General features: G+C 47.5%; 18 protein-coding genes. 13 read left to right on the forward strand and 5 right to left on the reverse strand.

All coding sequences use genetic code 11. The features are described from left to right. The first annotated feature begins 45 nt into the window (after positions 1 to 45). From BM292_RS01175 to BM292_RS01185, 3 genes are read left to right on the forward strand one after another with little or no spacing between them, the layout of a single operon-like run. On the forward strand, positions 46 to 1,287 hold the full coding sequence (locus tag BM292_RS01175) for a lipoprotein-releasing ABC transporter permease subunit (protein WP_092856813.1): 1,242 nt from the start codon (positions 46 to 48) through the stop codon (positions 1,285 to 1,287). A 13-nt stretch (positions 1,288 to 1,300) separates the two neighbouring features. After that, positions 1,301 to 1,993, forward strand: a complete 693-nt coding sequence (lolD, locus tag BM292_RS01180) for a lipoprotein-releasing ABC transporter ATP-binding protein LolD (protein WP_177203802.1) — start codon at positions 1,301 to 1,303, stop codon at positions 1,991 to 1,993. After that, positions 1,990 to 3,219 carry a lipoprotein-releasing ABC transporter permease subunit gene (locus BM292_RS01185; RefSeq protein ID WP_245751788.1) on the forward strand — a complete coding sequence of 410 codons (1,230 nt, stop codon included), beginning with the start codon at positions 1,990 to 1,992 and terminating at the stop codon, positions 3,217 to 3,219. Before lolD ends, BM292_RS01185 begins: the two co-directional genes overlap by 4 nt. On the opposite strand, the gene BM292_RS01190 is transcribed toward BM292_RS01185, so the two are convergent. Further along, a complete protein-coding gene (locus BM292_RS01190; protein WP_092854486.1) occupies positions 3,209 to 3,763 on the reverse strand; it encodes a DUF2062 domain-containing protein in 555 nt (184 codons plus the stop codon). The genes BM292_RS01185 and BM292_RS01190 overlap by 11 nt on opposite strands. 54 nt (positions 3,764 to 3,817) lie before the next feature. On the opposite strand from BM292_RS01190, the gene BM292_RS01195 reads away from it, so the two are divergent. The 5 genes from BM292_RS01195 (at position 3,818) to kdsB (ending at position 9,862) form a co-directional block, all read left to right on the forward strand. Next, entirely contained in the window at positions 3,818 to 6,094 is a 2,277-nt protein-coding gene (locus tag BM292_RS01195) for a DNA internalization-related competence protein ComEC/Rec2 (RefSeq protein ID WP_092854488.1), read from the forward strand. Positions 6,095 to 6,178: 84 nt separating this feature from the next. Then, entirely contained in the window at positions 6,179 to 7,924 is a 1,746-nt protein-coding gene (gene msbA / locus BM292_RS01200; RefSeq protein WP_092856819.1) for a lipid A export permease/ATP-binding protein MsbA, read from the forward strand. A gap of 2 nt (positions 7,925 to 7,926) precedes the next feature. Then, positions 7,927 to 8,913, forward strand: a complete 987-nt coding sequence (lpxK, locus tag BM292_RS01205) for a tetraacyldisaccharide 4'-kinase (RefSeq protein WP_092854490.1) — start codon at positions 7,927 to 7,929, stop codon at positions 8,911 to 8,913. 2 nt (positions 8,914 to 8,915) lie between these two features. Further along, positions 8,916 to 9,113, forward strand: a complete 198-nt coding sequence (locus tag BM292_RS01210; RefSeq protein WP_092854492.1) for a Trm112 family protein — start codon at positions 8,916 to 8,918, stop codon at positions 9,111 to 9,113. After that, positions 9,110 to 9,862: a 3-deoxy-manno-octulosonate cytidylyltransferase gene (gene kdsB, locus BM292_RS01215; protein ID WP_092854494.1), complete on the forward strand. Its 753-nt coding sequence runs from the start codon at positions 9,110 to 9,112 to the stop codon at positions 9,860 to 9,862. The genes BM292_RS01210 and kdsB overlap by 4 nt, the downstream gene beginning before the upstream one ends. On the opposite strand, the gene BM292_RS01220 is transcribed toward kdsB, so the two are convergent. The 4 genes from BM292_RS01220 to BM292_RS01235 all read right to left on the reverse strand — a co-directional run bounded on the left by BM292_RS01220 (position 9,840) and on the right by BM292_RS01235 (position 18,775). Continuing rightward, on the reverse strand, positions 9,840 to 12,896 hold the full coding sequence (locus BM292_RS01220) for an efflux RND transporter permease subunit (protein ID WP_092854496.1): 3,057 nt from the start codon (positions 12,894 to 12,896) through the stop codon (positions 9,840 to 9,842). The two genes, kdsB and BM292_RS01220, sit on opposite strands and share 23 nt — an antisense overlap. Then, entirely contained in the window at positions 12,893 to 16,117 is a 3,225-nt protein-coding gene (locus tag BM292_RS01225) for an efflux RND transporter permease subunit (protein WP_092854498.1), read from the reverse strand. The genes BM292_RS01220 and BM292_RS01225 overlap by 4 nt, the downstream gene beginning before the upstream one ends. Beyond that, positions 16,114 to 17,202: an efflux RND transporter periplasmic adaptor subunit gene (locus tag BM292_RS01230; RefSeq protein ID WP_092854500.1), complete on the reverse strand. Its 1,089-nt coding sequence runs from the start codon at positions 17,200 to 17,202 to the stop codon at positions 16,114 to 16,116. Before BM292_RS01230 ends, BM292_RS01225 begins: the two co-directional genes overlap by 4 nt. Before the next feature lie 292 nt (positions 17,203 to 17,494). Further along, positions 17,495 to 18,775: a citrate synthase gene (locus BM292_RS01235; RefSeq protein ID WP_092854502.1), complete on the reverse strand. Its 1,281-nt coding sequence runs from the start codon at positions 18,773 to 18,775 to the stop codon at positions 17,495 to 17,497. Positions 18,776 to 19,272: 497 nt separating this feature from the next. Here BM292_RS01235 and sdhC point away from each other — a divergent pair, with 497 nt between their 5' ends. The 5 genes from sdhC (at position 19,273) to sucA (ending at position 25,408) form a co-directional block, all read left to right on the forward strand. Next, on the forward strand, positions 19,273 to 19,647 hold the full coding sequence (gene sdhC, locus BM292_RS01240; RefSeq protein WP_092854504.1) for a succinate dehydrogenase, cytochrome b556 subunit: 375 nt from the start codon (positions 19,273 to 19,275) through the stop codon (positions 19,645 to 19,647). Then, a complete protein-coding gene (gene sdhD / locus BM292_RS01245) occupies positions 19,641 to 19,997 on the forward strand; it encodes a succinate dehydrogenase, hydrophobic membrane anchor protein (protein ID WP_092854506.1) in 357 nt (118 codons plus the stop codon). The genes sdhC and sdhD overlap by 7 nt, the downstream gene beginning before the upstream one ends. Continuing rightward, entirely contained in the window at positions 19,998 to 21,764 is a 1,767-nt protein-coding gene (sdhA, locus tag BM292_RS01250; RefSeq protein ID WP_092854508.1) for a succinate dehydrogenase flavoprotein subunit, read from the forward strand. It abuts the gene before it with no gap. 15 nt (positions 21,765 to 21,779) lie between these two features. Then, positions 21,780 to 22,499, forward strand: coding sequence for a succinate dehydrogenase iron-sulfur subunit (locus BM292_RS01255; RefSeq protein WP_092854510.1), 720 nt, complete (start codon positions 21,780 to 21,782; stop codon positions 22,497 to 22,499). Between the two features lie 101 nt (positions 22,500 to 22,600). Then, positions 22,601 to 25,408 carry a 2-oxoglutarate dehydrogenase E1 component gene (gene sucA, locus BM292_RS01260; protein WP_092854512.1) on the forward strand — a complete coding sequence of 936 codons (2,808 nt, stop codon included), beginning with the start codon at positions 22,601 to 22,603 and terminating at the stop codon, positions 25,406 to 25,408. Positions 25,409 to 25,412 lie beyond the last annotated feature (4 nt).

Raw genomic sequence — 25,412 nt, forward strand, 5'->3', positions numbered from 1 at the left:
CGAGTTTTCTTTATGCTTGCTGCGCAAAGTTATTTAGGAATCAACATGTTTAAGCCTGCAGCCTTTTTTCTAGGATTACGATACAGTCGCGCACGCCACGGTAACCGTTTTACGCGGTTCATCAATCGATTTGCGTTAGCGGGTATTTTAATTGGTGTGGCTGCGTTAATTATCGTTAGCTCGGTAATGAATGGTTTCGAACAGCAACTTAAACAACGCATTTTGGGTGTTGTACCGCAACTTACGGTGGCTGAAACGAGTAATCAAATGGTGAGTGACTGGCAACAGCTTGCTCAGCATATTCCGCCGTTAAATGAGCAGATTGGAGTGGTTCCGCAAGTCAGCAGTGCGGGTGTTGTGCAAAGCAGCGGACAACTTCGACCAGTGATAATCCAAGGGTTATTTCCTGATGTTACGGATGCCGATGTGCAATGGCAGCCGCTGCGCGAGCATTTGGTATACGGCAATATCTCCGCACTAACACCTGGTAGCTATCACGTGATCATAGGCCAGGCGTTGGCACAACAGCTGGATGTGTGGCCTGGTGACACAATTCGAGTGATTGCGGCAGCAGGCGGCGTCTATACACCGCTTGGTTTAATGCCGGCACAACGTCAGTTTAAGGTCGCAGCGATTGTCGCAATGCAATCTGAAGCAGATAGTCATTTGCTGGTCATGCATGGGGTTGATGCCGCACGTTTATTGAGGCTACCCCCTAACCATGTTTCTGCGTTACGCTTCTATTTCGCCGACCCATTCGCAGCACTTGGAGCTGAACAAGAGATTCAAGAGATACTTGGCGATACGGTGACAACGCAAACGTGGCGCGAGCAATACGGTGAATTATTCGATGCTGTGAGTATGGAAAAACGTATGGTTGGGTTGATGCTAAGCCTCATCATTGCCGTTGCTGCATTCAACGTGGTGTCGGCTTTAATGATGGTGATTCAAGACAAACGTTCGGATATTGCGATTTTACAGACCATGGGATTGAGACGTAGCCATTTGTACATCATGTTCATGGTGCAAGGCGCCACCAGTGGTGTTATCGGTAGTGTGATCGGTTTGTTACTCGGTATTGGAGTTGCTGCGAACCTCAACGAGTTAATGGCGCTACTACAAATTGATTTAAGCTTCACCGGGCAAGCAGGGCTTCCGGTGTTAATGGAGGCAACGCAGATTAGTTTAATCGTTGTTGCCGCTATGGTGCTAACTCTATTAGCAACACTTTATCCAGCTTGGCGAGCGAGCCAAGTACTACCAGCACAGGCATTGCGCTATGAATAATAATCAAGAAGGATTGTCCGCCATGTTGATGGAATGCCGCCAGTTGTCTCGTGTTTACCAAGACGGTGATCGCCAGTTACAGGTGTTAAAGGACGTTAATATTGCCATTCATCCGGGCGAAATGTTGGCGATTGTTGGTAGTTCAGGATCAGGTAAAAGTACGTTATTACATTGTCTGGGAGGTTTGGATAAACCAACTGCAGGCGAAGTTCTGTTTGCTGGGCGCGCTATTCAAGATTGGTCGGCGAATCAACTTGCCGATTGGCGCAACAAAGAACTTGGTTTTATCTACCAGTTTCACCATTTGTTGCCTGAGTTTACCGCACTTGAAAACGTTGCCATGCCACAGCTTATCGCTGGAGTAGCAACCGGTGATGCCAAAATAAGAGCCGAACAGTTATTAACCCGTGTTGGGCTGGCTGAGCGCTTACAACACCGTCCAGCGGAATTATCGGGTGGGGAGCGTCAGCGGGTGGCAATTGCAAGAGCATTAGCAAATTCACCTCGCCTAGTACTTGCTGATGAGCCGACTGGTAATCTAGATGATACGACCGCTGAACAAGTCTTTGAGTTGTTATTAGAACTTAATCAAGAGCTTGATACGGCCTTTGTGATTGTTACCCATGACAATGCCTTGGCCGCTAAACTGCCGCGAACTCTCTCATTGCATCATGGTGTTTTAGACCACAAGGAGTTAATCGCATGATGCAACGTCTGCACCTGACGTGGCAATTGGCACGGCGATTTCGCAAGCGCCGTGAGCGCAGTGGTTTTGTCTCATTTATTTCAGCCTCATCGACCCTCGGAATCGCCCTGGGTTGCATGGTTTTTATTGCTGGTTTGAGCGTGATGAATGGCTTTGAGAAGGTTTTGCAAGATCGCTTTCTAAGTCTGATTCCGCATGTTGAATTCACGGCTGTAAATGAACGCCTTGCCAATGAGCAACAGATCATCGATGTGGGTTTAGCGCACCCAGGTGTCATTAGCGCAAAACCAGTGATTCGAACGCAAGGTATGGTGCAGCAAGGGGCCCAGTTTACTGGTGTGCAAGTACAGGGCATTGATACCAATCAAGTGCAAGCGATTCAAGAATATATGTCGAAAGACGTATGGCAAGCATTGCGCACGGAGCCAAATGCTGTGGTGCTTGGGAGTGAGTTGGCAGAGAAGTTAAACGTCACATCCGGCGATACGGTGATATTACTCGTGGCACAAAATGCCAATTTCCGTGAGCCCAAGCGTATTCGATTAAACGTGCAGGGAACATTTGAATTTGGCGGACAAGTGGATCATCAATTTGCTTATGTTTCGCTTACAACCGCGCGCGAAATGGTTGGTATTGAGAGCGGCGCAACAGCGGTTGAGATGACACTTGCCGATGTCATGCAGGCGCAACAAGTGGCCAATGAGATAGGTTACAGTATTAAAGACTATGTGTACTTAGATCATTGGATGCGTTCGCAGGGGCACTTGTATCGCGATATTCAACTTGTTCGTATGGTCATGTATTTAGTGTTGATTCTTGTTCTAGCGGTTGCTTGCTTTAACATTATTTCGACGCTAATTATGACCGTACAGGAGAAGCAGCGGCACATCGGCATTCTGCGCACCATGGGGCTACGCGGTAAGCAGGTGATGCAAGTGTTTGTTTGGCAAGGCTTGCAAAATGGTCTTATCGGAACGGTATTAGGCACCATTGCCGGAGTGATTTTAACGTTAGTACTGCCTGATTTGATGAGTTGGTTGCAGTGGTTAAGTGGTGAAAGTCTATTAGCCAGCGATGTTTATTTTATTAATCAGATTCCAGTGCATCTACAATTAGCTGACGTGGTGTTAGTTGCGGTTGTTGCTTTATTAATGAGTACGTTGGCTACCTTATATCCAGCTTGGCGTGCCGCGAAACTCGAAATTGTTCAAGCCATTAGTCATTAGCATCATGTTTAGCGCGTTGCTTTGCTTTTTCCAGCATTTTTTGCGCGCGCTGACGCCATGCACTGACAACAGACTGGCGCCAAAGTAAGCTAATTGTGAAATAACCAACCACACTACTGACCACTGCCATAATCAAGCAACCCAATAAAAACGCGGGGCCGATAGTGGCAATACTTTGTGCTAACCAATGCCAGGACAGCTCAAAGGTAAAGGCCTGTGCCGGTTCACCAATGATCCAGTTGCCTAATAGATAACAAAAATAGAAGAGGACTGGCATAGTGATCGGGTTAGAGACCCAAACTAACGCCACTGAAAGGGGGAGATTGACTCGAAATGGGATTGCAGCCGCAGCGGCTAGCACCATTTGAAATGGCACTGGAATAAATGCAAAAAATAGGCCGACTGCGAATCCACCAGCGGCAGATCTGCGATTAAGATGCCATAAATTGGCATCGTGCAACAACTTGCCGAAGACTTTTAGGCTTTTGCTGTTTCTCACAGTTTCATGCTTGGGCATGATGCGCTGAATAAACTTGCGTGGCATCTCTAATCCGTCTTCATTTTGACTGAAATTATTTGCAAAACAGGTACAACGTCCATGGATAGGTGGTTGTGCGCAGCGCTTGTTGGCTTTGCTGTGACCTTTACTTTTAGCAAGCCGATGCCGATTTCACAATGGTTACTGCTTGCTACTTTAGTCGCGATATGCGCTTGGCGTAGCGCTTTTATTCGACGCTATGCCGTCGTACTTGGGTGTGTATTGTGCGGTATAGGGTGGGGTAGTGGCAATGCTTATTTGCATCAAATGACGCTTATTTCTGATGAGAATTTCGGGACAACCTCAACTTTACTGATGAAGGTCACAGAAATCACCCAAGTTAAACCTGATTTTTGGCGTGTACAGGGCAAAGTGACCAGTATTAACCGTAACATCTTGGCACGTCCGGCAACTGTCCGATTAAGTTGGTACGAGCCACCGCAGCAAATGATACCGCCACAGGCGGGAACGACTTGGCAATTTCAAGCACGACTTAAAGCTGCGCAAGGTGTGCGTAATGATGGAGGCTTTCTTTATCATCGTTACCTTGTTGGACAGCAAATTCATGCACTTGGCAGTATCCGTAGCGGCGCTTATGTAGTGGGGCAAGCGAATTACCGACAGCGTGTGTCTAATCGATTGGCGGAATTTGCAGATGAATTGCAACAGTTTGGGATTCTTCAGGCACTAACACTCGGTGAGCGACAAGCGTTAACTGCGGAGCAATGGCGAATTTATCAGCGTACGGGCCTTGCTCATTTAATCGCTATTTCTGGTTTGCATCTGACACTTGTCGCGGCCGGGGTGCTGTGGATAGCACGTCATGTTTTGCGCTACCGAGCGCGTAGTCGTCAACGTCGAGAAATCAATAATAGCTGGCTGTGGGCAACGTTTATTGCGCTGAGTATAACATGTTGTTACGCCGCTTTGGCTGGCTTTGCCACGGCAACGGTGCGAGCATTTGTCATGTTTGCGGTGGTCATTCTCCATAAATATTATGCGTTACACACACCGCCAAGTCGGGTGTTGTTACGAGCTGTTTTCGTCGTGCTCATAGCGCATCCGTTGGCGCCGTTGCAAAGTGGGTTTTGGCTATCAGTAGTAGCGGTTGCGACAATTTTATGGATGCATTGGCGTTGGCCGATTATTCGCGGGCGCTGGCGAGGGCTACGCGCACTTTGGCGACTTGAATTGACGTTAACGTTAGCAATGTGGCCGTTGACTGCATTATGGTTTGATGGCTTACCCGTTCTAGCGCCGCTAACCAATCTTGTGGTGGTGCCGATGGTTACATTTTGGGTTCTCCCATTGAGCTTGATTAGCCTCGTTCTCGTTATACTTGGTGCCTCGACAAGTGCGCTGTGGCTATTCACCCTTGCCGAAGTACCTCTGAATACACTTGAACCGCTATTGCGATATCTTGCGGATGCCCCGTGGCAGTGGCTGTCAGCATCGCTAACCGGCGCCGCTAGTAATCTCCTTTGGTTATTGTTGGCATGGTTTTTTCCATGGCGTTGGTGGTGGAAGGTAGCGAGTACAGCGTTGTTTTGTTTCGTGCTTTTGGTATCTGACGAATTGCATCAGCAAGATACACAGATTCAATTTCACGTTCTTGATGTCGACCAGGGTAGTGCCATGGTGATTGCCCATGCCGATGAGGCGATTATCATTGATACTGGTGCGAATTGGGAATTAGGCGGAAACATGGCGGAGCGCGTTATTTTGCCTTTTTTAAAACATCATCAGCTCACCCCGGTTCTCGGCTTTGTAAGTCATACCGATAATGACCATCAAGGAGGCGTTGCAGCACTTACTGACCAATTTCCGCGCATGCGTTGGTTTGGTAGTGGCCATGGTTTGCCATGTGTTGCTGGGCAAACAGGAACATGGAAGCAAATTTCATGGCAAGTTTTATATCCGCGCCGCGTAACTAATAACGACCATAATGACGACTCATGCGTACTAAAATTTATGATCAACGGGACTTCAATATTGATTCCCGGCGATATCACCAAACGTGGTGAGAGAGCTTTGTTGGCGCATGTTGCGCCTATTCGAGCAGATGTTTTAGTGCTAGCTCACCACGGTAGTAATAGTTCGAGCGAAGGTTATTTTTTACAGGCAGTAGGGCCTAAGCTAGCAATCGCAAGTCGCGGCAGGAATAATGCCTACGGAATGGTCGCCGAGTCGGTAAAGCAGCGGCTTAGCCAACTCAATATTCCGCTACTAGATACCGCCATTGGTGGACAAATTTCAATGACTTTTACGCCGCAGCAGTGGTGGGTAGAACAACCTTGGACGGGCGCGAATCGAGCATGGTTTGACGCGGATAACTAGCCAGCCACCGGTGAAAGCGGTTAGAATGCGGATATTGTTGAACTTTATAAGAATTGCATGAGCGCTGAAAATATTCTTGAAAACATGACCGAAGCCCAGAAGAAACGGACGTTTCGACGCTTGTTGAGCTATATAAAGCCCTATCGCGCGGCCTTTATTTTCTCGGTTATTGCCATGATCGGCTATGCCGCTGTCGATACTTTTTTCTTTTCTCAAATTGAAACCCTCATTGATGAAGGTTTAACGGAACAAGATTCAAAAATCCTGATTTACGGCGCGATTTTTGTGCCATTGGTGTTTGTCGCGCGAGGCACGTTCAATTTTATTTCAACCTATCTGCTTAATTGGGTTGGCTTTCGCGTGATTACCACACTGCGACAGCAATTATTTGATCATATGATGAAGTTGCCAGTGTCGTTTCACGACCGTCATTCTACCGGCGATTTACTATCAAAAATTACCTACACCACACAGCAAGTAGCAGAGGCGAGCTCGCGCGCGATATTAATTTTGATTCGTGAAGGTGCTTTTGTGATTGGCTTGCTGAGCCTGATGTTTTACATCAGCTGGCAGTTATCTCTGGTATTTCTGGTTGTCGGGCCGCTTATCGCAAAAGTTGTGTCAGTGGTATCAAAGCGCTTTCGCCAGGTATCACGCCGCATTCAAACGGCTATGGGGAATGTCACAACCACCGCTGAGCAAATGCTCAATGGTCATAAAGTGGTGGTGATGTACGAGGGACAGAAACGCGAGTCTAAGCGCTTTCAAGACATCAACAATGTCACGCGCAATCAGAATATGAAGTTGATTAATGCGCAGACGGTGAGTACGTCGGTGATTCAGCTTATCGCATCATTTAGCTTGTCGATGGTGCTGGTACTGGCGAGTTATCCTGAGATGTTGGAACAACTTTCGGCCGGTGCATTCACCACGCTGCTAACCTCAATGATTATGTTACTGCGTCCGTTAAAGCAGCTGACCACCGTTAATAGCGACTTCCAGCGCGGTATTGCTGCAGCGCAAAGCATTTTTGAAGTATTGGATGAAAAAGCTGAACCGAATGCCGGCACCCATGTGGTTGAACGTGCCCAAGGTCATATTCGATTCGAGAATGTCACCTTTACCTACGATGAAGCGGAATCGCCGGCACTCGATAAAGTTAGTTTTGATGTGCAGCCGGGTAAAACCTTGGCTTTAGTGGGACGCTCGGGTAGCGGTAAGTCAACGATTTCGAATTTGTTGACGCGGTTTTATGCACCTCAAAGTGGCAATATTTATCTCGACGACGTGGATATTTACGACTACAAACTCAAATGCTTGCGTCGTCAGTTTGCATTGGTTTCGCAACATGTCACCTTATTTAATGACACTATCGCTAATAATATCGCTTATGGCGCGCGTGGCGATGTTTCCGCAGAACGTATTCGCGAAGTGGCCGAGCAAGCGTTCATCACCGAGTTTACTGACAACTTGCCATTAGGGCTGAATACCATGGTGGGAGAGAACGGGGTGATGCTCTCGGGGGGGCAGCGCCAACGTATTGCGATTGCCCGGGCTCTTTTGCGGGATGCGCCAATTCTGATTCTCGATGAAGCGACGTCCGCACTGGATACCGAATCAGAACGACATATTCAAAAAGCCCTGAGCCGATTACAGCAAAATCGCACCTCGATTGTGATTGCCCACCGTCTTTCAACGATTGAAAGCGCGGATGAAATCTTAGTGATGGAGGAGGGCAAGGTGTTGGAGCGTGGCGATCATCAGACCTTGCTCGATAAGCAGGGTGCATACTATCAATTGTATAGCTTGCAGTTTAGCGGGGGCGAATAGCCATGTTTTGGCAGCGGGCTTGGTATCGTGCGGGCCTCCATCCATTGTTGCTATTACTGTTGCCGTTACACCTGTTATTTGTTGGGTTAAGTACCGTACGGCGCTGGATGTTTAACAAGGGCTTGCTTGGGATCTACCGAGCGCCGGTACCGGTTATCGTCGTTGGCAATATCAGCGTTGGTGGCACCGGCAAAACTCCCGTCACAGAAGCTCTCGTGCAATGGCTTAAACAGCAGGGTTATGAGCCTGCGATTATCTCTCGCGGCTATGGAGCCAAAGGACCATTCCCGCAATTAGTTACTGCCTCGTCATTAGCATCTAAAGTTGGTGATGAACCGCGTTTACTTGCTACTCGAACTGAAGTGCCGTTGGCTGTTGGGCCGAATCGACAACAGGCCATCGAGCTACTGTTACAAGCTTTTCCGGCAACCAATATTATAATTAGCGATGATGGTTTGCAGCATTACCGATTGGCGCGGGATATCGAAATTGCTGTGATTGATGGTAGTCGCGGTCTCGGTAACGGGTGGCGTTTACCCCTCGGGCCTTTGCGTGAATCGAAACAACGCCTGCAGCAAGTCGATATTGTTGCGCAAAACGGTGACACAGAAAAAAAATTGGGGTGGGTGTTTCGTCTGCAGCCGCAAGGCTGGAAGCGTGTAAAAGATTCACAGGATGTGCCAGCACCTGCCGGCGAATGCGTCGCGATAGCAGGTATTGGTAACCCGCAACGATTTTTTGCAACGCTGAGGCAGCAACCGGTGGTACTTAAGCAATGCATTGAGTTTGCTGACCACCATCCGTTTTCAATTGCAGATTTTACGCAATTTGATAAGACACTTAATGTACTGATGACGGAAAAAGATGCGGCAAAATGCCAGTTATTTGCCCGTGATAACTGGCTATATTTGCCAGTTTCAGCAGAATTTGAACAAGGGTTTTGGCTGCAGTTAGAGCAGCGTTTACAAGAGATAGCACCCAAGGAGTGAGTATGGCGGTTGATGAAAAGACATTGGCTATTTTGGCGTGTCCTTTATGCAAGGGAAAGTTGATTTGGGTTGCCGCAAAAAGTGAGTTGGTGTGTCGTGGAGACCGACTTGCGTACCCAGTCCGAAACGACATACCAATGCTATTAAGTCATGAAGCTCGCGAACTGAGTCGCGACGAACTGGAGCAGTTACCATCATGAGTTTTACTGTCATAATTCCAGCGCGTTACGCCTCATCGCGCTTGCCGGGTAAGCCGCTGGCCATGATCGGCAACAAAACCATGATTCAACGGGTTTATGAGCGCGCCGCTGCAGCTGGTGCCGCAGAAGTCATTGTGGCGACCGATGATCAGCGTATTATTGATGCAGTGGAAGCTTTTGGTGGACGCGCCATGATGACTGCATCACACCATAATTCGGGAACTGAGCGAATCGCTGAAGTTATCGATTATTTAGCGATAGCTGATGATCAAGTGGTGGTGAATGTGCAGGGTGACGAACCCTTTATTCCGCCGGAAATTATTCGCCAAGTAGCGGATAATCTCGCCAACCAAAAAATTGCGCAAATGGCCACGTTGGCTGTACCAATTGCTTCGCTGGAAGAGGTACAGAGTCCACATGCGGTGAAAGTCGTGACCGATGTGAATGGGTATGCGCTGTATTTTAGTCGCGCACCGATTCCATATGAACGCGACGGCTTAACGCAAAATCGTTTAGGCGAACTTGCAGACTACCGTCGTCACATTGGCATCTACGCGTATCGCGCTGGTTTCGTCTGGCGCTACGTTGAGTGGGAACCGAGTCCGTTAGAGCAAATCGAATCTTTAGAGCAATTGCGCGTACTTTGGTACGGCGAACGCATTCATGTGGCTGAAGCGATTGCCTTACCGCCGGCTGGCATTGATACGCCAGCCGACTTAGCTCGTGCTAACCAGGTAGTAACTGATTAACTTTTGCTTGTGCGTGCTGGCATAAACGTTGCCAGCGCGCCCGCATGCCAATCAGGCGAGCGTAAGCATAAGGTACAAGAAATAAACTGGTTATGGTTGAGAACACCAAACCGCCAATAATCGCAATGGCCATTGGCGCATAAGGCGGGCCATCGCCACCTATTTGGGTGGTGCCAAAAGCCAGTGGTAACAAGCCTAACACGGTAGTTGAAACGGTCATCAAGATCGGGCGTAAACGACTCACGCTACCCTCAATAATCGCATCTTTTAACGATGCACCGGTATCAAGCAAATGATTGATACGGTCGACCAAAACAATACCGTTATTAACCACAATCCCCATCAAAATCAGGATGCCAATCATCGCCATCACGGAAATTGACTGACCGGTGATGAGCAACGCCCAAAATACACCGACAATTGAGAATAATAGTGAGGTGATAACCGCCGTCGGCAGTAATAGCGATTCGAATAATGCGGCCATGACAATATAGATTAATGCTACCGCAAGTAACGTGTTTACGAGCATGACGCTTTCGTTTTCACGCTGCCGTTCAAAGCTGCCATCGAGACTCCACAAGTAGCCTTGTGGAAGTTGCAACTGCTCTAACGCAGCGGTAATTTTGTCACGCGCTTCGTTCGTTGTGAGCTCATTCAAATTCGCATCAATATTCAATGACGTGCGTCGGTCGGTGCGTCGAATCTGACCTAATCGAGGTTGCTTCACTAAACTGGCAATGTCTTGTAAGGCAATAATCTTTTGGCCCACCTGCAAAATAGGTAGGTTATAGAGGGCAGGTAACGAGTTTTCGAGTTCTTTATCAAACGCGACACGCAGATCTATCTCACCATTTGGGTCACCACGATAAGAACGCAGGCGCTGGCCTCGTAAGGCTGTAGCTACGGTCTTAGCTACGTCAGCTGAACTGAGTCCAAGGTTGTGAACGCGTTCGCGATCGATGGTGATGACGAGTTCAAATTGACCAGTTTCTAGTTCGGTTTGAACATCGGTAAGTCCTTCTATTGCACTTAACTTGGGTACAACGTCGGCAGCTAAGCGTTGCAGCACCTCAGTTGACTGTCCACTTAAGGTCACTCGAACACCATCTCGGCCACCGCCAAAACCAAACTTCGGATCGCTACGCAATAATTTAGGCATGTCTTTACGAATACGCTCCATGAGGTCAGCCAGTTTTTCGTCTCGGTTTTCTTTTAATAACAAAGTCGAAATGGCGTAGTCGGGCGTGTAATAACTGTATACCGCATTGATATCGAAACTATCTTTGTTGGCATACAGATAAGTCTCAAGCTGAGTTACTTCGTCTTCAACTTCGGCAAGACTGTATTGCGTGTGCAAATTGTAGTTAATAAACAAGCGGTCATTGAAGCCTTGTGGACCTTCATCGCCGCTTACCGCAGCAAATGGAATCACGATACTTGCGAGCAACAATATGGCAAAGAAGCCTGTCCAAATTGGATGATGCCAGCTCCACTCCAGTGCTTTGCGATAGCGGCGCGGTGGCTTTTGTGGCTTCACTTTGTTATTGCTGAAACGGCGAAGTTTAGTGATCAGTAACGGTACCAGCGTTTGTGACAACAACAACGATGCCAACAGCGATAAACAGATTGCGATAGCCGTGTGCTCTAAAAAGATAGTGATATCGGTTTTTTTACCAAAAATATTCGGCAAAAAGACAATTGCTGTCGTTAAGGTACCGGCGACAACAGCCAGTGACACTTGCCCGACACCCTCTACCGTTGCTTGCTCTGCAGCTGCACCTTGTTCGCGCTCGTGCTGAATACTTTCGGTAATTACCACCGCATTATCAACCAACATGCCCACCGCTAACATTAATCCCATCAGCGAGAGTACATTCAGCGAGTAGCCCAGAAAATACATACCGCCAAGTGCAATACAGATAGCGATAGGAACACTCAAAACCACCACTAACGTAGTAGTAAGGTTGCGAAGAAACGCATAGAGCACTAGAAACGATAGAAACGCACCCAGCAAACCAGCACTGACCAAATCACTCAACGATGTTGTTACGCCTTTGGCGGTGTCATCCATCACGAACAAATTAATCCCGTTAAATTGCGGATCTTGTTTGATTTCGTCGATGAGTTTCATTACGCGAGCGGAGACATCAACGAGGTTAGCGTTTGACTCTTTGAATACTTCCATGCCGATAGCATAACTTTGATCAAGATGGCGGCCATCAACTTTGCGGGGCATTTCCCGACCTATCTCGGCGATATCTCGCAGCTTTAAACCCGGGCGAATAGGGAAGTTGCCAATCTCGTACTCGCTTTGGAATTCACCAACAGGGTTAACAAGAATTCGCTCATGCTCATTCTCAATAAAGCCTGCGGTCAGTGAGAAATTAGCGCGCTGCAACGCAGCAGTTATTTCTGCTGGGGACAATTGATGAGCTAACAGCGACGCCTGATTGAGTCGAATGACAATTTGCTGTGGCTCGACGCCGTATAACGTGACGCGAGAGACACCATCGACGCGTTCAATCGGCTTACGCAGACTTCGGTCCAATAAGTCATAGGCATTGGTTAAATCTCGTTGGCTACTAATGCGCAATTGAAATACCGGCATGTCTTCCGTATTAAATTGAAATACTACGACACGGTCGACATCGTCTGGTAATAAATGCTTGATGGCATCTACCTTTTCTCGCGCTTCAATGCTTTTGGTTCGAATGTCTTGGCCCCATTCAAACTGCAAGAGTACTTGTGCATTATCTGATGTTGACGTTGAGCGCATCCGACTCACATTACTCAGCGTCGCTAGGGCTTCCTCAAGTGGCCGAGTGATTAATCGTTCGACTTCTGCCGGGGTGGAATTAGGGTAGGCGACCTGAACCACAACTTCGGGAATCTCTATTCCTGGAAACTTCTCAAGCGGTAACAATCTTGAGCTGATAGCGCCAAGCAACAGCATGGATAAGAAAATCATACAGGTGGTCACTGGACGACGAAGCGCCCAGCGAGCCAGAGCTGATCCTATTTGCGCAGCATTCATACCTGTGCCTCCTTGCTTTTGGCATTGCGATCAACCAGCAGATACAAGCAAGGGATGAATAACAGCGTGAGTAACGTTGAGAACAACAGACCTGCGATGACACTGATCGCCATCGGCGCTCGAATTTCAGCACCTTCACCGAGGCCAATTGCCAGTGGCAACAAACCTAACACGGTCGTTAGCATGGTCATGAGGATTGGACGCAAACGTTGCTGTGCAGCGGTATAAACTGCCTGATACCGATCGACACCTTCGGCTCGTAATTGGTTGATGCGATCGACGAGTACAATGGCATTATTCACCACAATACCAGCCAACATAATGAGCCCGATAAAAACGATAATACTGAGCTCAGTGCCTACTAAATACAGTCCTAAAACCGAACCAGCGCCGGCTAGCGGAACAGTGAACAAGATAAATAGCGGATGTAACAGCGATTCAAACTGTGAGGCCATTACCAAGTAGACCAAAAACACCGCCAACACGAGAGCGAACTGTAATGACGTGAATGATCGCTGCATATCTTCATTTTGACCAGCGACACGGGCAGTCACAGTCGGCGGTAATGGTGTTGCCTCGAGTAATTGCTCAGCGTTATTAACGGCACTACCGAGGTCACCAAAGTTTAAATTTGCTTCAACTAAAGCTGTGCGTTGCTGGCCGATACGGGTAATTTCGCTGGGGCCGACCACAGGAACGACTTCCGCCACTGCTTGCAACGTGATTTCTCGATTTGCACCAGGGTTGATGATGACTTGCTCTAGGTCACGCAATGAATTGCGATCGGTGGACTGGCTGCGAACAAGAATATCTATTTTACGGTCATCTAAACTAAATTGGCTTGCGACGCGTCCGCCAATTTTGGTCGCTAGTAGCTCCGATACTTCAGCACTAGTCAGCCCATATTGGCTGAGTTTCGCGTGGTCAAAATAGACGGCAAGCTCTGGTTGTCCGTCCGTCATATTCACGCGGATATCGGTGAATTGCGGGTGTTGCTCGAGAGTTGCACCGAATTGTTGTGCTGCTTGTTGTAACAAGTCGAGATCATAACCAACAAACTCAATCGTAATTGGGCTCGCAAAGCTGAATAGCTCCGGCGTACCAAACTTGGCCATCACCCCAGGCATGGCTTGCACTTGCTGGCGTAACTGGTCTTGCACGCGTGCTGTCGCGACAGCGTCTTGTTCATTCATGACGACGTTGAGTCGACCCCATTGATTACCACTTTGTCCCGGCGCTGCATTTAGTAAGCTACCGGTACCTGCGATAGTGTAGTAGCGAGCAACTGAGTCGTTTAGCTCTTCAGAATTAGCAATGACTTGCCCTAGTTGAGCTAAAACAGCATCAGTTTCATAAATCGTTGCGCCTGGTTGTAGTTCCACTTCCACATAAAACTCACCCTGCGCCATGCTCGGTAATAAGGCAACCGGTAATCGCGGTAATAGGGTATAGCATGCGGCTGCGCTAAGCAGAATAACACTTAAGGTAATACCAGCACGCTTGAGTGCAAGGTTTAGCAAACTTTGATAGCTGGTTTCTAACGTCGAATACATCGCATTAAAAAGTTTTAATACGGGGGTTGTAAGCAGCGTAAATAGCTTGGCGAATAGGCGCGTAATGCCAACGAAGATGCTGATCAGCAAGAATGGGATCCAACGAAACACGAGGTAAATTGGTGTTTTTACCCAAAACCGCCATCCTGTTGCGTACTCAAACGGTGCTACGGCAGCGGCATTGCCTTGGCGCTGACGACTCGATAACATCGGGATAAGCGTTAGTGCAACGATAAGCGACGCAGCAAGTGAAAAGGTGACGGTTAACGCTTGGTCGCGAAAGAGTTGCCCCGCAATACCTTCAACAAAAACGAGCGGGAAAAACACGGCCATCGTGGTTAAGGTGGAGGCGACGATAGCTCCAGCAACTTCGCGAGTACCAGTTTCTGCAGCTGTTTCGACGTCAGACGTTTGTTGATGGCGGGCAATATTTTCAAGTACCACGATGGCGCTATCAACCAGCATACCCACCGCGAGCGCAATACCACCCAACGACATCATGTTCAGCGATACTTGATAACCATAAAGTAGATTAAAGGTCGCAATAATCGAGATGGGAATCGCTAAACTAATGACTATGGTCGGCCAGACGCGTTGCAAAAATAGATAGATAATCACCATAGCGAGGAGACCACCGACTATGGCTGCATCGCGAACTTCGGCAATTGCCGCGCTGATAAACACCGCTTGGTCATAGATTGGTTTAATCGCATATTGTTCCGGCAGTAGTTTGGCTTCTTTCAGTTGCTGCAAATGCGACTGAATAGCTTTTGAAACCTGCACAGTATTGGCATCGCCTTCTTTGTAAAGCGATACTTCGACGGCTTCCATGCCGCCAACACGACTAATTGCATCGCGTTCTTTGTAACTGTTTTCAATGACCGCAATGTCTTTTAGTAAAATTGGACGGTTATTGCGGGTGGTTAGATAAATTGAACGAATATCATCAAGATCTTTAAATTGATTAAGGGTGCGAACCAAATATTCTGCGTGATCCGCTTCAATACGACCGCCTGATAAGTTGATATTCTCTTCGCGCAGCCGCTGTGTGATTAAGGTCATTGGAATCTGCAATGCGGCAGCTTGGCGCTCGTTAACAAGAACTTGTATCTCATCTTCGAGACCGCCACCGAGACGCACTGAGGCGACGCCTTCAATACTCTCTAGTTGACGTTTTAAATCTTCTTCAGCATAGGTGCGTAATTGTTTTAGTGCGGAAATCGATTGCTCATTGTTGGTTAAGCTTAACGCTAATCGATAAACCGGTTCTTCGCTTGGGTTAAAACGTAGTAAAACGGGTTTATCCAAATCGAGTGGTAACTCAACCCAGTCGAGTTTCTCGCGTACATCAAGGCTAGCCATTTCCATGTCCGTGCCCCAACTAAATTCAAGTAGAACATCACTTTGACCAGCGCGCGAAATTGATTCGATACGACGAATTCCTTTCACTGTACCGAGTGTTTCTTCAATGGGTTTACTCACTAGCTGCTCAACTTCACCTGGCGCGCCGCCAGGATAGTCGGTGCGCACAGTTAAAGTTGGGTAGGCTAAATCGGGTAGGAGAGTCACCGGAATTCGACCCAGTGAAACAAAGCCGAATAACATCACGGCGAGCGTCAGCATTGCAATGGTGACGGGGCGTTTGACCGCAAGTTTAACAATACTCATGATTGTTGCTCGCTCCGAATCACTTCAACTAAAGCGGCATCTTTTAGATTAGCTTGGCCGCTAACGACAATCGCATCACCAATTTGTAAGCCGTGCGTGATTTCGAGATGGGTTTCATCTTCAAAACCAATCTTTACGTCAACTTTGTGTGCGATTCCGTCGGCATCCACGGTAAACACACTGTGTTGATTATCGAGACTTTGCACAGCATAACGCGGCACGGTCACGGTATTTTGACGGGTTGCATAATTCAGATTCACGTGTGCAAACATGCCTGGTTTAAGCTGGTTATCTTGATTGTCAACGTGCAAAACCGCTTTAAATGTGCCTGATTGAGTGTCCACAACCGGACTGATTCGAGCCACGGTGGCGGTAACTGTTTGATTATTCAAAGCCGTTAATTGCATTTGTGCGGTTTGTCCAACTTTAACGCGTTGTAGTTCGCGCTCAGGCAAGTAGACATTACTTTGCAAAACATCTGATGCCACAATGTGGAAGAGCTTTTGCTGTTCATACTGACGTACAAGATTGCCAGGTTTAACGTAGCGATACGCAACGTAGCCACTGATTGGCGCGCGGATTTCAGTTTCGGCAAGATTTAGTGCTGCCATGTCGTATTTAGCTTGCAGCATATCTGCTTGAAAACGTAATTTATCGTAGGCATCGGCACTAATCATTTCGCGTTCGGCCATGTCTTTCACACGTTTTAATTCTTGCTTGATGGAATTTAACTCGGCGTTTGCTTGCGCTACTTGAATGCGATATTCATCGTCGCGCATGTGGGCAAGAATTTGGCCGGCTTTTACGTAATCGCCTTCTTCGACCAAGATTTCCTCGATAATACCGGTCGCCTTGCTCGTCACATCCGCTTCATCACGTGCTTCTAGGGTTGCCGTTGTCTTGAAACTTGAAGTGATCTCACCCGCTTTAACGGTTTGGGTAGCGACTGGAATACGGGCGACTTGAGCTTGCTCTTGCGCCGCTGTTGTTTCGTCATTCGCTCCAGCATCGCTGCAAGCCGCAGTACTGAGGGCCAGAAGTGATGTGAGAGTTAAAACGGCAAAGCGATTGATGTACGTGTTCATTTTCTTATCCCGATTTAGTTCGTTAATCGTTATGGGTTATTCGTTATTCGTAGCTCCGGGTTCTGCGCCGGCGCCTGTCTGTTAAGACTTGGTATCGATATACATGCATAGAACGTGCCAATAATTAAGGTGATGTATTAAAAAGTTGGTTAACCCTTTGTTTTAAAGGCGTTCTAAGAAGGTGTTGGTGTTTTAGATGAGGCGTAACATGGAATGGTTTACGGGCAAGAGAAATAAAAAAAGCACTCCGAAGAGTGCTTTTCACTAACAAGTGGTGAATTTCACCGATTGCTTAGCGCTTGAGTGGCTTAAAATCGCGCTTCGCTTCGCCAGTGTATAACTGACGCGGACGACCAATCTTCTGATTTTCTTCGCCCATCATTTCATGCCAGTGTGAAATCCAGCCAACGGTACGTGATAATGCGAAGATTACTGTGAACATATTGGTTGGAATGCCGATTGCTTTCAAGATAATACCTGAATAGAAATCAACGTTCGGATACAGTTTCTTCTCAACGAAGTAAGGGTCTTCAAGCGCAATGCGCTCAAGCTCCATCGCGACATCTAACAACGGATCGTTGATGTTGAGCTCTTTCAAAACTTCGTGAGCACTTTCGCGCATCACTGTTGCACGTGGGTCGAAGTTTTTATAAACACGGTGACCAAAGCCCATGAGACGGAACGGATCGTTCTTGTCTTTTGCTTTATCAATGTATTTAGGAATGTTTTCGACACTGCCGATTTCTTTCAACATACGCAAACACGCTTCGTTTGCGCCGCCGTGAGCAGGCCCCCACAGTGATGCAACACCTGCTGCAATACACGCATATGGGTTAGCGCCAGAAGAACCAGCCAGACGAACAGTTGAAGTTGATGCGTTTTGTTCGTGGTCTGCATGCAATGTGAAGATACGGTCCATCGCCTTCGCGATAGTCGGACTAATTTTGTAGTCTTCTGCTGGCACTGAGAACATCATGTTCAGGAAGTTCTCTGAATAGCTTAAATCGTTGCGTGGATAGACGAATGGCTGACCAATACTGAATTTGTATGCCATGGCAGCAATCGTTGGCATTTTCGCAATTAAGCGATAAGCGCTACGTAAACGTTGCTTTTCGTCATGAATATCCAAATCGTCGTGATAAAACGATGACAGGGCACCGGTTACTGCACACAGCATCGCCATTGGATGCGCATCGCGACGGAAGCCGTTAAAGAAGTTGTGCAAACCTTGATGAACCATCGTGTGCTTGGTAATGGTTTGCTTAAATTTTGCATACTCTTCTTCGTTCGGTGCTTCACCGTGTAGCAGCATATAACATACTTCGAGATAATCCGCTTGAGTCGCAAGCTGATCAATTGGATATCCGCGATGCAGAAGAATGCCGTTTTCACCGTCGATGTAGGTGATTTTTGATTCACACGAACCGGTTGCTAAAAAGCCTGGGTCGAAGGTGAAAAAACCATGTTTGCCGAGAGTACGCACGTCAATTACATCATAGCCGGCTGTACCAGATAGAACTGGCAATTCAATGGATTGGCCGTCAATCTGCAGGGTGGCTTTACGATCAGCCATAAGGAAATCTCCTTGTTTAAGTCTGCTTCATCACTAAAAGGGCGATAGAATTTACTTGATCTTAACCGTGAATGTCAATTCAAACGACCGTTTAAACCGAATAAATCTGCTGATTCAGGTCAAGTAAAAGCCCGGAAATTTGAGCGAAAGCTCCAATACTGGGTGCTAGTTTAACACGCCATTGTTACGCTACAATGTGACAGTCGGATGACAATCACCTGAAAAAAAATTGAGCCTGAACGTTATACGCCGATCTGCGAAGCGGTTGTATGCGACTAAGGTAGAATTGTCATCGAGTGCTGGATTTTATTGGCTTGATCTATTGATAAATAATTTACGTTTTTAAGCGAAAGACGTCGCTAAGGAATTGTAATTCATAAGCATGGCTTATATACTTTGGCGGCGATCTCACAGGGTCCTCTCTACCATTTCTACGGGACGAGGATGTTTGAAGTTCCGAGCATGTTAACAATGCTTTTCGTAAAGGCACAACAATCGTGAAAAAACAAAGACCTGTAAATTTAGACTTAAACACTATCAGCTTCCCGGCTGCAGCCATTAGTTCCATTCTCCATCGTATCTCTGGCGTGATTATGCTGGTGGGCGTTGGTTTTCTGGTTTGGGCTTTGGCAACCTCACTTCAATCCGCAGAAGGTTTTGACATGGTGCACGGTTTACTGACCGGCTTCATTGCCAAGTTTATCGCTTGGGGCATCATGACCGCGTTGGGTTATCACTTACTTGCTGGCGTTCGCCACATGTTCATGGACATGGGCTATTTTGAAGAACTCGATTCTGGTCGAGTGAGCGCACAGATCGTTTTCGTGTTAGCTATCGTACTTTCAGTACTAGCAGGAGTTTGGTTATGGTAAAAGCAGCTTCAACATTCGGCCGCACCGGTAGCCATGATTTCATCTTGCTCCGTGCGTCAGCCATCATCATGGCGTTGTACACCATCTTCATGGTGAGCTTCCTAGTTTCAGCAGAAGCGATTACGTACGCTACTTGGACCAATTTATTCGCGCACTTGGGTATGAAGATCTTCACCATGTTAGCGCTAACTGCCGTATTGATTCACGGTTGGATTGGTATCTTCCAAGTGTTGACTGACTACGTTAAAAACACGGGCTTACGAGCTTTTCTTCAATACGCAGTATGTGTCGCATTAATCGTATACTGGTTAGCCGGTTTATTGGTTGTGTGGCCAGTGGAGGGTGTCTAAGTGAGCGTACAAACACTCGAATTTGATGCCGTAGTAATCGGCGCTGGCGGCGCAGGTATGCGCGCTGCCTTACAAATTTCGCAATCAGGCATGACTTGTGCCTTGATGTCGAAAGTATTTCCAACTCGTTCTCACACAGTTTCTGCCCAAGGCGGTATCACCGTAGCGCTAGGTAACGCGCACGAAGATAACTGGCAATGGCACATGTTTGATACCGTAAAAGGTTCAGATTACATCGGTGACCAAGACGCCATCGAATATATGTGTAAGACGGGTCCTGAAGCTATTCTAGAGCTTGAAAATATGGGCTTGCCATTCTCACGTTTTGAGAACGGTAAAGTTTATCAACGTCCGTTTGGTGGCCAATCAAAAGAATTCGGTGGCGAACAAGCAGCACGTACTGCTGCAGCAGCTGACCGTACAGGCCATGCGTTGTTGCACTTGTTGTATCAACAGAACGTGAAAAATAAAACTACCGTTTTCTCTGAGTGGTATGCATTAGATTTAGTCAAAAATGACGAGGGTGCGATTGTTGGTGTGACTACACTGAACATCGAAACCGGCGAAATTTTTTACGTCAAAGCTAAAGCCGTTGTGCTAGCGACGGGTGGTGCAGGGCGTATCTATGCATCGACCACGAACGCGCACATCAATACCGGTGACGGTGTTGGTATGGCACTGCGAGCTGGTGTACCAGTTCAAGATATGGAAATGTGGCAGTTCCACCCAACCGGTATCGCCGGAGCGGGTACCTTGGTAACTGAAGGTTGCCGTGGTGAAGGTGGTTACCTCTTGAATAAAGATGGTGAGCGCTTCATGGAACGCTATGCACCAAATGCTAAAGACTTGGCTTCGCGTGACGTTGTTGCACGTTCAATGATGACCGAAATTCGTGAAGGTCGTGGCTGCGATGGTCCACTTGGTCCGCACTTGAAGCTGAAGCTCGACCATTTAGGCCGTGATGTTTTAGAAAGTCGCTTACCTGGCGTTTGTGATCTAGCGAAAACCTTTGCGCACGTCGACCCAGCTGAAGAGCCAATTCCGGTTATCCCAACCTGTCACTATATGATGGGTGGTATTCCCACTGACGTAAACGGTCAGGCGTTACAGATCGATGAGAACGGTAACGCAACGCCAATTCATGGCTTATTTGCTTGTGGTGAAATCGCTTGCGTATCAGTACACGGCGCTAACCGCTTAGGTGGTAACTCGTTGCTAGACTTGGTGGTATTTGGTCGTGCGACTGGTCTGCATCTTGCTGACGCGATGAAATCACTTGGTGATGCGAAAGAAGCATCAGAAGAGCAAGTTGAAGCCGCACTGGCACGTGTTCGTCGTTGGGAAAACAACAAAGATGGCGAAGACCCAGTACAAATTAAGAAAGACTTGCAGAAGTGTATGCAGCTGAATTTCTCGGTATTCCGTGAAGGTAAAGCGATGGCTGAAGGTCTAGAAGAGCTGAAGAAAATCCGTGAACGTTTGCAGAATGCACGTTTGGATGACACCAGTAAAGAATTTAACACGCAGCGTATTGAATGCTTAGAGTTAGATAACTTGATGGAAACAGCTTATTCAACAGCAGTTGCTGCAAACTTCCGTACTGAAAGCCGTGGTGCTCACAGCCGTGCCGACTATCCAGATCGTGATGACGAAAACTGGTTAGTGCACACAGTATATCGTCCACAGGACGAGTCGATTGTGAAGCGCGAAGTGAATATGCAGCCAAAACTGCGTGAAGCATTCCCGCCGAAAGCGCGGACTTACTAAGGTTAGGTGACAACGATGAAGAAGTTGAATATTTCAGTTTATCGTTACAACCCAGACGTTGATAACGCACCATACATGAAAGAGTACACCATTGAGGTGGAGAAAAACCGTGACATGATGGTGCTCGACTTGCTGTTGTTGTTGAAAGAGCAAGATCCAACGTTGGCGTTCCGTCGCTCATGCCGTGAAGGTGTGTGTGGTTCTGACGGTCTGAACATGAACGGCAAGAACGGCCTCGCATGTATCACGCCATTGTCAGCGCTTAAAGGCGGTGACAAGAAGATTGTGATTCGTCCATTACCAGGTCTTCCGGTTATCCGTGACTTGATTGTCGACATGAGTCAGTTCTATACGCAGTACGAAAAAATCAAACCGTATCTGATTAACGATGACAAAACCCCACCTGCGCGTGAGCGTTTGCAATCGGTAGAAGATCGGGCGAAGTTGGATGGTTTGTACGAATGTATTTTATGTGCATGCTGCTCAACGTCATGTCCTTCGTTTTGGTGGAACCCAGACAAATTTATTGGACCAGCAGGTTTGTTAAACGCCTATCGCTTCTTGATTGATAGCCGTGATACGGCGACAGAAGAGCGTTTAAACGACCTTGATGATGCGTTCAGCGTATTCCGTTGTCACGGTATCATGAACTGCGTCAACGTGTGTCCAAAAGGGCTCAACCCAACGAAGGCTATTGGTAACATCAAATCCATGCTATTGAATCGCGCAATTTAATTTAATTGCGCAGATTTGCTATAGTAGTGGCCGAGCTGTATCGAAATAGCCATCCAGCTTGGGTGGCTATTTTTTTATAAAACGAGTGTGAAGGAACAGCGATGCAAGATGGCGTAATGCAGGCCTGGCTAGAATCCTCCCACCTGGCTGGTGGTAATATGGCCTATGTCGAGGAGTTGTTCGAGTTGTATCTCGACGATCCGACGGCGGTTAGTGATGAGTGGCGCAAATTCTTTGATCAATTGCCGCGTGAAGGCGCAGGTGTTGATACAAAGCATAGTGCGGTTCGTGAACAATTCCGTTCGCTTGCGAAAAATAAGCTCAAGCAAGCCGGCACGGTGACAGCGGGCGCTCCCGATCAGAAGCAAGTTAAAGTCTTGCAGTTGATCAACGCTTATCGTTTCCGCGGTCATCAGCACGCGAACCTTGATCCACTCGATTTATGGAAGCAAGAGTCAGTTGCAGACCTAGCGCTAGAACACCACGATCTATCGAAAGATGATTTCGATAAAGAATTTAACGTGGGTTCGTTAGCTGTTGGTCAAGAGACCATGAAGCTGGGCGAAATCTATGAGGTCTTAAACAATATCTACTGTGGCTCAATTGGTGCCGAGTACATGCATATTGTCTCGACTGAAGAGAAACGCTGGATTCAGCAACGTCTTGAAGGCGTTCGTGGTCGTCCAGAGTTTGCTAAAGAGCAGCAACAACGCATTCTAAAAGAGCTTGTCGCAGCCGATGGCCTCGAGAAATATCTCGGCTCAAAATTCCCGGGTGCGAAACGCTTCTCACTAGAAGGTGGCGATAGCCTCATTCCAATGCTGAAAGCGCTGATCAGCCGCGCTGGTGAGCAAGGCAGTAAAGAAGTCGTTATTGGTATGGCACACCGTGGCCGTTTGAACGTGCTCGTAAACGTTCTCGGTAAAAAGCCACAAGATTTGTTTGATGAATTTGCTGGTAAGCATTCGAATAACAAGGGCTCAGGTGATGTGAAGTATCACTCGGGCTTCTCGTCTGATTTTGCAACACCAGGTGGCGATGTTCACCTTGCCTTGGCATTTAACCCTTCACACCTTGAAATCGTTAACCCAGTGGTTATGGGCTCAGTGCGAGCGCGTATGGATCGTTTGGGTGATAAAACGGGTGCGAAAGTATTACCAATAACCATTCACGGGGATTCGGCGATTGCGGGTCAAGGTATCGTGCAAGAAACCTTCAACATGTCGCAAACTCGTGCGTATCAAGTGGGTGGTTCAATTCGTATCGTGGTGAACAACCAAGTTGGCTTTACCACGTCAAAACGTGAAGATACTCGTTCAACGCAATATTGTACTGATATTGCAAAAATGGTTCAGGCTCCGATTTTCCATGTGAATGCCGATGACCCAGAAGCCGTTGTGTTTGTGACTCAGCTTGCGCTTGACTTCCGTAACACGTTTAAACGTGATGTGATGATTGACTTGGTTTGTTATCGTCGTCACGGTCATAACGAAGCAGACGAGCCAAGTGCAACACAGCCAGTGATGTATACGAAGGTGAAAAAGCATCCTGTTGCTCGCGCTATCTATGCAGAGCGTCTTGAAAAGTCTGGCGTTATTAATGGCGATACGAGTGAAAGTCTGGTTAGCGATTATCGTGATGCGCTGGATAAAGGCGAAATTGTCGTCGACGAATGGCGTGAAATGAAGAGCCACTCATCAGATTGGTCTCCGTATATAGGCCAAGAATGGGATGTTGAATACGACGCGAAAATGAGTAAGCAACAAGTTGAAAAGCTTGGTAAAGCGATGAGCACTGTGCCGAAAGAGCATAAGTTGCATTCGCGCGTGCAGAAAGTTTACGAAGAACGCATGAAAATGGCGAAAGGTGAAAAACCAGCTGACTGGGGCTTTGCCGAGAATCTTGCGTATGCAAGTTTAGTTGACGAAGGCGTGCATATTCGTCTAACTGGTCAAGACAGCGGTCGTGGTACGTTCTTCCATCGTCATGCGGTATTGCATAATCAAAAAGATGCAAGCACCTACATGCCACTGAACAATATTCGTGACGGCCAAGGCCAAATTGAAATTTATGACTCAGTACTATCAGAGGCAGCCGTAGTTGCTTTTGAATACGGCTACGCAACCGCAGAGCCAAAATCAATGGTGATGTGGGAAGCGCAGTTTGGTGATTTCGCCAACGGAGCACAGGTCGTTATTGACCAGTTCTTGAGCTCAGGTGAGCAGAAGTGGGGTCGTTTGTGTGGTCTGACGTTGTTGCTGCCACACGGCTATGAAGGTCAAGGCCCGGAGCACAGCTCGGCGCGTCTTGAGCGCTTCTTACAGTTGTCTGCAGACCATAACTGGTCAGTGTGCGTACCTACTACACCAGCTCAGGTGTTTCATATGATTCGTCGCCAGCATTTACGTCCGGTTCGCCGTCCGTTGATTGTGATGACGCCAAAATCATTGCTTCGTCATCCGTTAGCGGTATCTGAGTTAGATGAATTAACAACAGGTGTTTTCCAGAATGCGATTGGTGAAATCGATTCTTTGACACCGAAAAAAGTAAAACGCGTGGTAATCTGTTCGGGTAAAGTCTACTTCGATTTACTCCAAGAGCGCCGCAAGCGTGAGCAAGAAGACGTTGCAATTATTCGTATCGAACAATTGTATCCGTTCCCTGCTGAAGAAGTCGCTGAAATCATGAAAGATTATCAGCATGTGAAAGATTTTGTTTGGTGTCAGGAAGAACCGCAAAACCAAGGTGCTTGGTATAGCAGTCAGCACAACTTCCGTGCGGCAATTCCGAAGGGCGCAGAATTAACTTACGCAGGTCGCGAAGCTTCGGCTGCACCAGCAGTAGGTTATTTGTCTGAGCATAACAAACAGCAACAAAAATTAGTCGATGACGCGCTAACCATTAAATAGGTGA

The organism is Pseudidiomarina tainanensis, assembly GCF_900115255.1.
In the GTDB taxonomy this organism is placed as follows: domain Bacteria; phylum Pseudomonadota; class Gammaproteobacteria; order Enterobacterales; family Alteromonadaceae; genus Pseudidiomarina; species Pseudidiomarina tainanensis.

Bases quoted from the DNA above. Each gene is read 5' to 3' on its own strand.
- lpxK (WP_092854490.1), top strand. From the start codon at position 7,927: ATGTTTTGGCAGCGGGCTTGGTATCGTGCGGGCCTCCATCCATTGTTG.
- BM292_RS01195 (WP_092854488.1), top strand. From the start codon at position 3,818: ATGGATAGGTGGTTGTGCGCAGCGCTTGTTGGCTTTGCTGTGACCTTT.
- kdsB (WP_092854494.1), top strand. From the start codon at position 9,110: ATGAGTTTTACTGTCATAATTCCAGCGCGTTACGCCTCATCGCGCTTG.
- msbA (WP_092856819.1), top strand. From the start codon at position 6,179: ATGACCGAAGCCCAGAAGAAACGGACGTTTCGACGCTTGTTGAGCTAT.
- BM292_RS01210 (WP_092854492.1), top strand. From the start codon at position 8,916: ATGGCGGTTGATGAAAAGACATTGGCTATTTTGGCGTGTCCTTTATGC.
- BM292_RS01235 (WP_092854502.1), bottom strand. From the start codon at position 18,775: ATGGCTGATCGTAAAGCCACCCTGCAGATTGACGGCCAATCCATTGAA.
- BM292_RS01230 (WP_092854500.1), bottom strand. From the start codon at position 17,202: ATGAACACGTACATCAATCGCTTTGCCGTTTTAACTCTCACATCACTT.
- sucA (WP_092854512.1), top strand. From the start codon at position 22,601: ATGCAAGATGGCGTAATGCAGGCCTGGCTAGAATCCTCCCACCTGGCT.
- BM292_RS01220 (WP_092854496.1), bottom strand. From the start codon at position 12,896: ATGAATGCTGCGCAAATAGGATCAGCTCTGGCTCGCTGGGCGCTTCGT.
- BM292_RS01255 (WP_092854510.1), top strand. From the start codon at position 21,780: ATGAAGAAGTTGAATATTTCAGTTTATCGTTACAACCCAGACGTTGAT.
- BM292_RS01225 (WP_092854498.1), bottom strand. From the start codon at position 16,117: ATGAGTATTGTTAAACTTGCGGTCAAACGCCCCGTCACCATTGCAATG.
- BM292_RS01185 (WP_245751788.1), top strand. From the start codon at position 1,990: ATGATGCAACGTCTGCACCTGACGTGGCAATTGGCACGGCGATTTCGC.
- BM292_RS01190 (WP_092854486.1), bottom strand. From the start codon at position 3,763: ATGCCACGCAAGTTTATTCAGCGCATCATGCCCAAGCATGAAACTGTG.
- BM292_RS01175 (WP_092856813.1), top strand. From the start codon at position 46: ATGTTTAAGCCTGCAGCCTTTTTTCTAGGATTACGATACAGTCGCGCA.
- sdhD (WP_092854506.1), top strand. From the start codon at position 19,641: ATGGTAAAAGCAGCTTCAACATTCGGCCGCACCGGTAGCCATGATTTC.